4 protein-coding genes, 5 tRNA genes and 3 rRNA genes are annotated in these 9,596 nt (G+C 54.6%); all 12 read left to right on the plus strand.

Annotation, left to right across the window (positions count from 1 at the left end; genetic code table 11):
• Positions 1-210: 210 nt before the first annotated feature.
• Positions 211-1,747: ribosomal RNA gene (locus E8E91_RS22540) — 16S ribosomal RNA — on the plus strand.
• Between the two features lie 65 nt (positions 1,748-1,812).
• Positions 1,813-1,889, plus strand: a tRNA-Ile gene (locus E8E91_RS22545).
• A 32-nt stretch (positions 1,890-1,921) separates the two neighbouring features.
• Positions 1,922-1,997: transfer RNA gene (locus E8E91_RS22550), tRNA-Ala, on the plus strand.
• A 227-nt stretch (positions 1,998-2,224) separates the two neighbouring features.
• Positions 2,225-5,115, plus strand: a 23S ribosomal RNA gene (locus E8E91_RS22555).
• 138 nt (positions 5,116-5,253) lie between these two features.
• Positions 5,254-5,369: ribosomal RNA gene (gene rrf, locus E8E91_RS22560) — 5S ribosomal RNA — on the plus strand.
• The 16S, 23S and 5S rRNA genes sit together here with 2 tRNA genes alongside, the layout of an rRNA operon.
• A gap of 183 nt (positions 5,370-5,552) precedes the next feature.
• Complete coding sequence (gene birA, locus E8E91_RS22565; RefSeq protein ID WP_280378975.1) at positions 5,553-6,509, plus strand: bifunctional biotin--[acetyl-CoA-carboxylase] ligase/biotin operon repressor BirA; 957 nt, start codon at positions 5,553-5,555, stop codon at positions 6,507-6,509.
• Entirely contained in the window at positions 6,499-7,248 is a 750-nt protein-coding gene (locus E8E91_RS22570; RefSeq protein WP_280378977.1) for a pantothenate kinase, read from the plus strand. Before birA ends, E8E91_RS22570 begins: the two co-directional genes overlap by 11 nt.
• A 9-nt stretch (positions 7,249-7,257) precedes the next feature.
• Complete coding sequence (locus E8E91_RS22575; protein ID WP_280364827.1) at positions 7,258-7,935, plus strand: SPOR domain-containing protein; 678 nt, start codon at positions 7,258-7,260, stop codon at positions 7,933-7,935.
• Positions 7,936-8,077: 142 nt separating this feature from the next.
• Positions 8,078-8,162, plus strand: a tRNA-Tyr gene (locus tag E8E91_RS22580).
• A 26-nt stretch (positions 8,163-8,188) separates the two neighbouring features.
• Positions 8,189-8,262 (plus strand) — tRNA-Gly (locus E8E91_RS22585).
• 26 nt (positions 8,263-8,288) lie between these two features.
• Positions 8,289-8,364 (plus strand) — tRNA-Thr (locus E8E91_RS22590).
• Positions 8,365-8,448: 84 nt separating this feature from the next.
• Positions 8,449-9,596, plus strand: a 1,148-nt coding sequence (gene tuf / locus E8E91_RS22595) for an elongation factor Tu (protein WP_280364816.1), incomplete at its 3' end; no start/stop codon positions are given.

A 9,596-nucleotide genomic window follows, 5' to 3' on the forward strand; every position in this document is an offset into this window, starting at 1 on the left:
CGGCTAGCGTAGAATGCGCGGCCTCGGTTGAGACGAAAGACTTGATCGAAACGCTCTTTAACAACTGAATCAAGCAATTCGTGTGGGTGCTTGTGAGGTAAGACTGATAGTCGACTGATTATCAGCATCACAAGTAACACTCGTGAATTCGAGAGTTTATTTGCGATTGCTGAGCCAAGTTTAGGGTTTTCTCAAAACCCAAGCAGTATTGAACTGAAGAGTTTGATCATGGCTCAGATTGAACGCTGGCGGCAGGCCTAACACATGCAAGTCGAGCGGCAGCGGGTCCTTCGGGATGCCGGCGAGCGGCGGACGGGTGAGTAATGCCTAGGAATCTGCCTGGTAGTGGGGGATAACGTTCGGAAACGGACGCTAATACCGCATACGTCCTACGGGAGAAAGTGGGGGATCTTCGGACCTCACGCTATCAGATGAGCCTAGGTCGGATTAGCTAGTTGGTGGGGTAAAGGCTCACCAAGGCGACGATCCGTAACTGGTCTGAGAGGATGATCAGTCACACTGGAACTGAGACACGGTCCAGACTCCTACGGGAGGCAGCAGTGGGGAATATTGGACAATGGGCGAAAGCCTGATCCAGCCATGCCGCGTGTGTGAAGAAGGTCTTCGGATTGTAAAGCACTTTAAGTTGGGAGGAAGGGCAGTCAGTTAATACCTGGTTGTTTTGACGTTACCAACAGAATAAGCACCGGCTAACTTCGTGCCAGCAGCCGCGGTAATACGAAGGGTGCAAGCGTTAATCGGAATTACTGGGCGTAAAGCGCGCGTAGGTGGTTCAGCAAGTTGGAGGTGAAATCCCCGGGCTCAACCTGGGAACTGCCTCCAAAACTACTGAGCTAGAGTACGGTAGAGGGTAGTGGAATTTCCTGTGTAGCGGTGAAATGCGTAGATATAGGAAGGAACACCAGTGGCGAAGGCGACTACCTGGACTGATACTGACACTGAGGTGCGAAAGCGTGGGGAGCAAACAGGATTAGATACCCTGGTAGTCCACGCCGTAAACGATGTCGACTAGCCGTTGGGATCCTTGAGATCTTAGTGGCGCAGCTAACGCGATAAGTCGACCGCCTGGGGAGTACGGCCGCAAGGTTAAAACTCAAATGAATTGACGGGGGCCCGCACAAGCGGTGGAGCATGTGGTTTAATTCGAAGCAACGCGAAGAACCTTACCTGGCCTTGACATGCTGAGAACTTTCCAGAGATGGATTGGTGCCTTCGGGAGCTCAGACACAGGTGCTGCATGGCTGTCGTCAGCTCGTGTCGTGAGATGTTGGGTTAAGTCCCGTAACGAGCGCAACCCTTGTCCTTAGTTACCAGCACGTTATGGTGGGCACTCTAAGGAGACTGCCGGTGACAAACCGGAGGAAGGTGGGGATGACGTCAAGTCATCATGGCCCTTACGGCCAGGGCTACACACGTGCTACAATGGTCGGTACAAAGGGTTGCCAAACCGCGAGGTGGAGCTAATCCCATAAAACCGATCGTAGTCCGGATCGCAGTCTGCAACTCGACTGCGTGAAGTCGGAATCGCTAGTAATCGTGAATCAGAATGTCACGGTGAATACGTTCCCGGGCCTTGTACACACCGCCCGTCACACCATGGGAGTGGGTTGCTCCAGAAGTAGCTAGTCTAACCGCAAGGGGGACGGTTACCACGGAGTGATTCATGACTGGGGTGAAGTCGTAACAAGGTAGCCGTAGGGGAACCTGCGGCTGGATCACCTCCTTAATCGAAGACATCAGCTTCTTCATAAGTTCCCACACGAATTGCTTGATTCAATTGCGAAGGCGATTGGGTCTGTAGCTCAGTTGGTTAGAGCGCACCCCTGATAAGGGTGAGGTCGGCAGTTCGAATCTGCCCAGACCCACCAATTGTCGCGGGGTCGTATGACCGGTTGACATTGGGGCCATAGCTCAGCTGGGAGAGCGCCTGCTTTGCACGCAGGAGGTCAGGAGTTCGATCCTCCTTGGCTCCACCATCTCCAGGCTGACCAAGAGTCCAGAATTGAATATCCGTAGTTGGATATTGAATTCTGAACTTTGCTTCAGAATCGTTCTTTAAAAATTCGGGTATGTGATAGAAGTGACTTGTTGAGTGTTTCACTGCACTCAATAATTCAAGGTAAAATTTGCGAGTTCAAGCGCGAATTTTCGGCGAATGTCGTCTTCACCCCTATGATCACAGGCAGATTGCTTGGGGTTATATGGTCAAGTGAAGAAGCGCATACGGTGGATGCCTTGGCAGTCAGAGGCGATGAAAGACGTGGTAGCCTGCGATAAGCTTCGGGGAGTCGGCAAACAGACTTTGATCCGGAGATCTCTGAATGGGGGAACCCACCTAGGATAACCTAGGTATCTTGTACTGAATCCATAGGTGCAAGAGGCGAACCAGGGGAACTGAAACATCTAAGTACCCTGAGGAACAGAAATCAACCGAGATTCCCTTAGTAGTGGCGAGCGAACGGGGATTAGCCCTTAAGCTTCTTGGATTTTAGCGGAACGCTCTGGAAAGTGCGGCCATAGTGGGTGATAGCCCCGTACGCGAAAGGGTCCAGGAAGTGAAATCGAGTAGGACGGAGCACGTGAAACTTTGTCTGAATATGGGGGGACCATCCTCCAAGGCTAAATACTACTGACTGACCGATAGTGAACCAGTACCGTGAGGGAAAGGCGAAAAGAACCCCGGAGAGGGGAGTGAAATAGAACCTGAAACCGTATGCGTACAAGCAGTGGGAGCCTACTTTGTTAGGTGACTGCGTACCTTTTGTATAATGGGTCAGCGACTTATATTCAGTGGCGAGCTTAACCGTATAGGGGAGGCGTAGCGAAAGCGAGTCTTAATAGGGCGTTTAGTCGCTGGGTATAGACCCGAAACCGGGCGATCTATCCATGGGCAGGTTGAAGGTTAGGTAACACTGACTGGAGGACCGAACCGACTACCGTTGAAAAGTTAGCGGATGACCTGTGGATCGGAGTGAAAGGCTAATCAAGCTCGGAGATAGCTGGTTCTCCTCGAAAGCTATTTAGGTAGCGCCTCACGTATCACTCCAGGGGGTAGAGCACTGTTTCGGCTAGGGGGTCATCCCGACTTACCAAACCGATGCAAACTCCGAATACCTGGAAGTGTCAGCGTGGGAGACACACGGCGGGTGCTAACGTCCGTCGTGAAAAGGGAAACAACCCAGACCGTCAGCTAAGGTCCCAAAGTTCTAGTTAAGTGGGAAACGATGTGGGAAGGCTTAGACAGCTAGGAGGTTGGCTTAGAAGCAGCCACCCTTTAAAGAAAGCGTAATAGCTCACTAGTCGAGTCGGCCTGCGCGGAAGATGTAACGGGGCTCAAACTAGACACCGAAGCTACGGGTTCGTCGTAAGACGAGCGGTAGAGGAGCGTTCTGTAAGCCTGTGAAGGTGAGTTGAGAAGCTTGCTGGAGGTATCAGAAGTGCGAATGCTGACATGAGTAACGACAATGCGAGTGAAAAACTCGCACGCCGAAAGACCAAGGGTTCCTGCGCAACGTTAATCGACGCAGGGTGAGTCGGCCCCTAAGGCGAGGCAGAAATGCGTAGTCGATGGGAAGCGGGTTAATATTCCCGCACTTCTAGTTACTGCGATGGAGGGACGGAGAAGGCTAGGCCAGCTTGGCGTTGGTTGTCCAAGTTTAAGGTGGTAGGCCGAACACTTAGGCAAATCCGGGTGTTCAAGGCCGAGAGCTGATGACGAGTGTTCCTTTGGAACACGAAGTGGTTGATGCCATGCTTCCAGGAAAAGCTTCTAAGCTTCAGGTAACTAGGAACCGTACCCCAAACCGACACAGGTGGTTGGGTAGAGAATACCAAGGCGCTTGAGAGAACTCGGGTGAAGGAACTAGGCAAAATGGCACCGTAACTTCGGGAGAAGGTGCGCCGGTGAGGGTGAACGATTTACTCGGTAAGCCCATGCCGGTCGAAGATACCAGGCCGCTGCGACTGTTTATTAAAAACACAGCACTCTGCAAACACGAAAGTGGACGTATAGGGTGTGACGCCTGCCCGGTGCCGGAAGGTTAATTGATGGGGTTAGCGCAAGCGAAGCTCTTGATCGAAGCCCCGGTAAACGGCGGCCGTAACTATAACGGTCCTAAGGTAGCGAAATTCCTTGTCGGGTAAGTTCCGACCTGCACGAATGGCGTAACGATGGCGGCGCTGTCTCCACCCGAGACTCAGTGAAATTGAAATCGCTGTGAAGATGCAGTGTATCCGCGGCTAGACGGAAAGACCCCGTGAACCTTTACTGTAGCTTTGCACTGGACTTTGAGCCTGCTTGTGTAGGATAGGTGGGAGGCTTTGAAGCGAGGACGCCAGTTCTCGTGGAGCCATCCTTGAAATACCACCCTGGCATGCTTGAGGTTCTAACTCTGGTCCGTCATCCGGATCGAGGACAGTGTATGGTGGGCAGTTTGACTGGGGCGGTCTCCTCCTAAAGAGTAACGGAGGAGTACGAAGGTGCGCTCAGACCGGTCGGAAATCGGTCGTAGAGTATAAAGGCAAAAGCGCGCTTGACTGCGAGACAGACACGTCGAGCAGGTACGAAAGTAGGTCTTAGTGATCCGGTGGTTCTGTATGGAAGGGCCATCGCTCAACGGATAAAAGGTACTCCGGGGATAACAGGCTGATACCGCCCAAGAGTTCATATCGACGGCGGTGTTTGGCACCTCGATGTCGGCTCATCACATCCTGGGGCTGAAGCCGGTCCCAAGGGTATGGCTGTTCGCCATTTAAAGTGGTACGCGAGCTGGGTTTAGAACGTCGTGAGACAGTTCGGTCCCTATCTGCCGTGGACGTTTGAGATTTGAGAGGGGCTGCTCCTAGTACGAGAGGACCGGAGTGGACGAACCTCTGGTGTTCCGGTTGTCACGCCAGTGGCATTGCCGGGTAGCTATGTTCGGAAGAGATAACCGCTGAAAGCATCTAAGCGGGAAACTCGCCTCAAGATGAGATCTCACTGGGATCTTGAATCCCCTAAAGGGCCGTCGAAGACTACGACGTTGATAGGTTGGGTGTGTAAGCGCTGTGAGGCGTTGAGCTAACCAATACTAATTGCCCGTGAGGCTTGACCATATAACACCCAAACAATCTGGTGATTGTGGGTGCGACTGGTTGAAGTCGACAGACCGAAAATTGGCCTGAACCGCAAAAATATAGACTGTCACATACCTGATTCGGGGGCGCGTCCTGGACGATCCCCCAACCGAATTGCTTGACGACCATAGAGCGTTGGAACCACCTGATCCCATCCCGAACTCAGCAGTGAAACGACGCATCGCCGATGGTAGTGTGGAGCTTCTCCATGTGAGAGTAGGTCATCGTCAAGCTTCTATCCCAAACCCCCGATACGCCCAGGCGTGTCGGGGGTTTGTCTTTGCGCGTGAGAAAATTCAAGCTCGCGGTCGCTGTCCTCTGTTGCTTGCTACGCACGCCTGGCGCGGGCTGGATTTCTATGCAATCAGGATGTGCATGGATATGATGCGTGCCTCATTGTGAGCCGGATCCAGCAAATGCTGACGTTATTGAAACTTCTGCAGGACGGACGCTTCCATTCGGGCCAGGCCTTGGGTGACGCCCTTGGTGTGAGCAGGAGTGCCGTCTGGAAGCAGCTGCAGCAACTGGAGGCGGATCTCGGTCTTCCTATTTATAAGGTTCGTGGCCGAGGTTATCGGTTGCAGAGCCCGTTGAGTCTGCTCGACCGAGGCATCCTGGAGAGGGGGGGCTGTCCTTGGTCGCATCAGGTATTCGATTCGCTGGATTCCACCAATGCCGAAACGATGCGACGTTTGGGTGCGGGCGCGGTGCCGCCCTTTGCGGTCATCGCTGAGCGGCAAACAGAGGGTAGGGGGCGCAGAGGGCGTCGGTGGGTGAGTCCCCATGCCCAAAACCTCTACTACAGTCTGGCATTGCGCATCGATGGCGGTGCTCGTCAGCTCGAAGGTCTCAGCCTGGTCGTTGGTCTGGCTGTATTGAAGACATTGCGTTCATTTGGATTGGCTGAGGCTGGTCTCAAATGGCCAAACGACCTCCTGGTGGGTAATCGCAAGATTGCCGGGATTCTCCTAGAGCTCCTGGGGGATCCTGCTGACATCTGTCATGTAGTGATTGGCATTGGAGTCAATGTGAACATGCAGCTGTCCACAGAGGAAATCGATCAGCCCTGGACCTCTATGCGAACAGAGGGTGGAGCCCTCGTGGACAGGAATGCATTGGTTTCCCGTTTGAGCTCCCACCTGGAAGACTACCTTGGGCGTCATAAGAGCGAGGGATTCGGAGCTCTGCGTACGGAATGGGAGGGCGCCCATCTCTGGCAAGGAAGGTTGGTCAAGCTGACCGCGGGTATACAGAGCATCCAGGGAGTGGTCATGGGGATTGATGCGACAGGCGCCTTGCGCCTCAGTGTCGATGGCGAAGAGCGAGCTTACAGCGGTGGAGAGCTCAGTTTGAGGTTGAGTGATGATTCTTGAGCTTGACTGCGGCAACAGCTTTATCAAATGGCGTGTGATCGACAATACGCAGTTGGTTGCTCTTGCGGGTGGTGTCGTCGGTTCCGATGAAGAGCTGATTTCTGCACTGCAGGCAACCGCTGGCTTGGCCCTTCGCCAATGTCGACTGGTGAGCGTGCGTTCTGATGACGAAACTCGACTGCTGACCGCTCGGCTGCAAGAGGTGTTCGGCGTTTCCTCCGTCTGTGCGTCCTCTGCCATCGAGATGGCAGGAGTTCGCAATGGTTATTCTGAATATCAGCGTCTCGGATTGGATCGCTGGCTGGCAGTTCTGGGGGCATATCACATCGCTCGCAAGCCTTGCCTGGTCCTCGATCTTGGTACGGCAGTGACATCCGACCTGGTTACGGCGGATGGGGAGCATCTCGGCGGATTCATCTGTCCGGGGATGCTGCTCATGCGCAATCAGTTGCGTACTCATACCCGGCGTATTCGCTATGACGACGAGGCTGCGGAAAAGGCGTTGCACGACATGGTGCCCGGGCGCTCGACGGTTGAGGCGGTGGAGCGGGGTTGCCTGTTGATGCTTCGCGGATTCGTCCAGGCGCAGATCGAATTGGCGGCTGAGCATCTAGGGAAAGAATTCGAAGTCTTCCTCACCGGCGGTGATGCGCTCCTTGTCAGGGATGTGCTGCCGCGCGCTAGAGTTTTGCCTGACTTGGTGTTCGTCGGCCTGGCGATCGCCTGTCCATTGCATTGAGGTTGATCCATGCGCTGGTTGTTTCTGTTTCTCCTGGTTCTCAATCTCTTCTATTACGTCTGGCATCAGCAGCAGGCGCCCTTGCGGCCAAAGGAAGTGGAGACTCTTTCCCTCTATAAAGGTGGCCAGCAGGACATCCGCCTGCTCAGTGAGTCCGGGGGCGCCCAGCCGCGGCGCAGTGCCGCTCCGGCCGCGCCCGCCGAGGAGGCCGTATGTTTGTTCCTGGGTGGGTTCGAGCGTGAAGAGCAGGCGCGCGAAGTCGAACAACGGCTGATCAGCCTGGATGTTCGCTCTGAAGTTCAGCCTGTCGACGCCGCTGCGGGGACGGATTATTGGGTCTACCTTGCTCCCCTCGCTTCCAGAGAGGCGTCCCTGCGCCAGCTCAAGGAGCTCCAGGCGCGGAAAATCGACAGCTATATCGTGACCCAGGGTGATCTGGTCAACGGAATCTCCCTCGGTATCTTTCCGCGTATGGATTCTGCAGAGAGCGTAATGCAGCGGCTGCGAGATGCGGGTTATGAGCCTTTCATGCGGGAATTGTCTCGCGCGCACCGTGATTACTGGGTTCGCGTAGCCCCTGAAAGCCGCAGGCTGATTGATGATCCATTGCTCGAGCAGCTGTCTCGAGATTTTTTTGGGTTAAAACATCAACTTATGCCGTGCGAGGGTGTTGCATCTCCTCGTTAGCTTGAATAGAATGGCGCCCGCTTCGCAGCGAGGCTCAAAAAGCTGAATGGCGAAGCGGCTGTCAAATGAAGCTAACCTCAAGATTTTAATGAGAAAAAGCTTGACAGCAGGGTGGCAGATGTTGAAAATGCCGCCTCACTTTGGAGGGATTCCCGAGCGGCCAAAGGGATCAGACTGTAAATCTGACGTCATAGACTTCGAAGGTTCGAATCCTTCTCCCTCCACCAGATTCAAGGCGAGAGCTGCAGGCTCCGCGGGTATAGTTCAGTGGTAGAACCTCAGCCTTCCAAGCTGATGATGCGGGTTCGATTCCCGCTACCCGCTCCAGGTTTTCTGCTTTCGCAATGTGTTTGGCTCATGTAGCTCAGTTGGTAGAGCACACCCTTGGTAAGGGTGAGGTCAGCGGTTCAAATCCGCTCATGAGCTCCATCTTAACAAAGGCAGATATGAAAATATCTGCCTTTGTTTTAATGGTGGCGTGACTCGCTCAATTCTTGATGGGAGACGTTCTCGATGGCTAAAGAAAAGTTCGAACGTAACAAACCGCACGTCAACGTTGGCACCATCGGTCACGTTGACCATGGCAAGACCACTCTGACTGCTGCTCTGACCAAGGTCTGCTCCGAGACCTGGGGCGGTTCCGCTCGCGCTTTCGACCAGATCGACAACGCGCCGGAAGAGAAGGCTCGCGGTATCACCATCAACACCTCCCACGTTGAGTACGATTCCGCTGTTCGTCACTACGCTCACGTTGACTGCCCCGGTCACGCTGACTACGTGAAGAACATGATCACCGGTGCTGCGCAGATGGACGGCGCTATCCTGGTTTGCTCGGCTGCTGACGGCCCCATGCCGCAGACCCGCGAGCACATCCTGCTGTCCCGTCAGGTGGGTGTTCCTTACATCGTCGTGTTCCTGAACAAGGCCGACATGGTTGACGACGCCGAGCTGCTGGAACTGGTCGAAATGGAAGTTCGCGACCTGCTGAACACCTACGATTTCCCGGGCGACGACACTCCGATCATCATCGGTTCCGCTCTGATGGCCCTGGAAGGCAAGGACGACAACGAAATCGGCGTTTCCGCCGTTCGTAAGCTGGTTGAGACCCTGGACTCCTACATTCCGGAGCCGGTGCGTGCCATCGATCAGCCGTTCCTGCTGCCGATCGAAGACGTGTTCTCCATCTCCGGCCGCGGTACCGTGGTTACCGGTCGTGTTGAGCGCGGCATCGTCAAGGTTCAGGAAGAAGTCGAGATCGTCGGCATTCGTGCGACCACCAAGACCACCTGCACCGGCGTTGAAATGTTCCGCAAGCTGCTCGACGAAGGTCGTGCCGGTGAGAACGTTGGCGTCCTGCTGCGCGGCACCAAGCGTGACGACGTAGAGCGTGGTCAGGTTCTGGCCAAGCCGGGCACCATCAAGCCGCACACCAAGTTCGAGTGCGAAGTGTACGTGCTGTCCAAGGAAGAAGGCGGTCGTCACACCCCGTTCTTCAAGGGCTACCGTCCGCAGTTCTACTTCCGTACCACTGACGTGACCGGTAACTGCGAACTGCCGGAAGGCGTAGAGATGGTAATGCCGGGCGACAACATCAAGATGGTTGTCACCCTGATCGCTCCGATCGCCATGGAAGATGGCCTGCGCTTCGCGATCCGCGAAGG

The sequence above is a fragment of the Pseudomonas sp. BN515 genome (genome assembly GCF_029873155.1).
Lineage (GTDB): Bacteria > Pseudomonadota > Gammaproteobacteria > Pseudomonadales > Pseudomonadaceae > Metapseudomonas.

Excerpts from the sequence above, each read along its gene's own strand:
- birA (WP_280378975.1), top strand. The coding sequence starts at position 5,553 with ATGCTGACGTTATTGAAACTTCTGCAGGACGGACGCTTCCATTCGGGC.
- E8E91_RS22570 (WP_280378977.1), top strand. The coding sequence starts at position 6,499 with ATGATTCTTGAGCTTGACTGCGGCAACAGCTTTATCAAATGGCGTGTG.
- E8E91_RS22575 (WP_280364827.1), top strand. The coding sequence starts at position 7,258 with ATGCGCTGGTTGTTTCTGTTTCTCCTGGTTCTCAATCTCTTCTATTAC.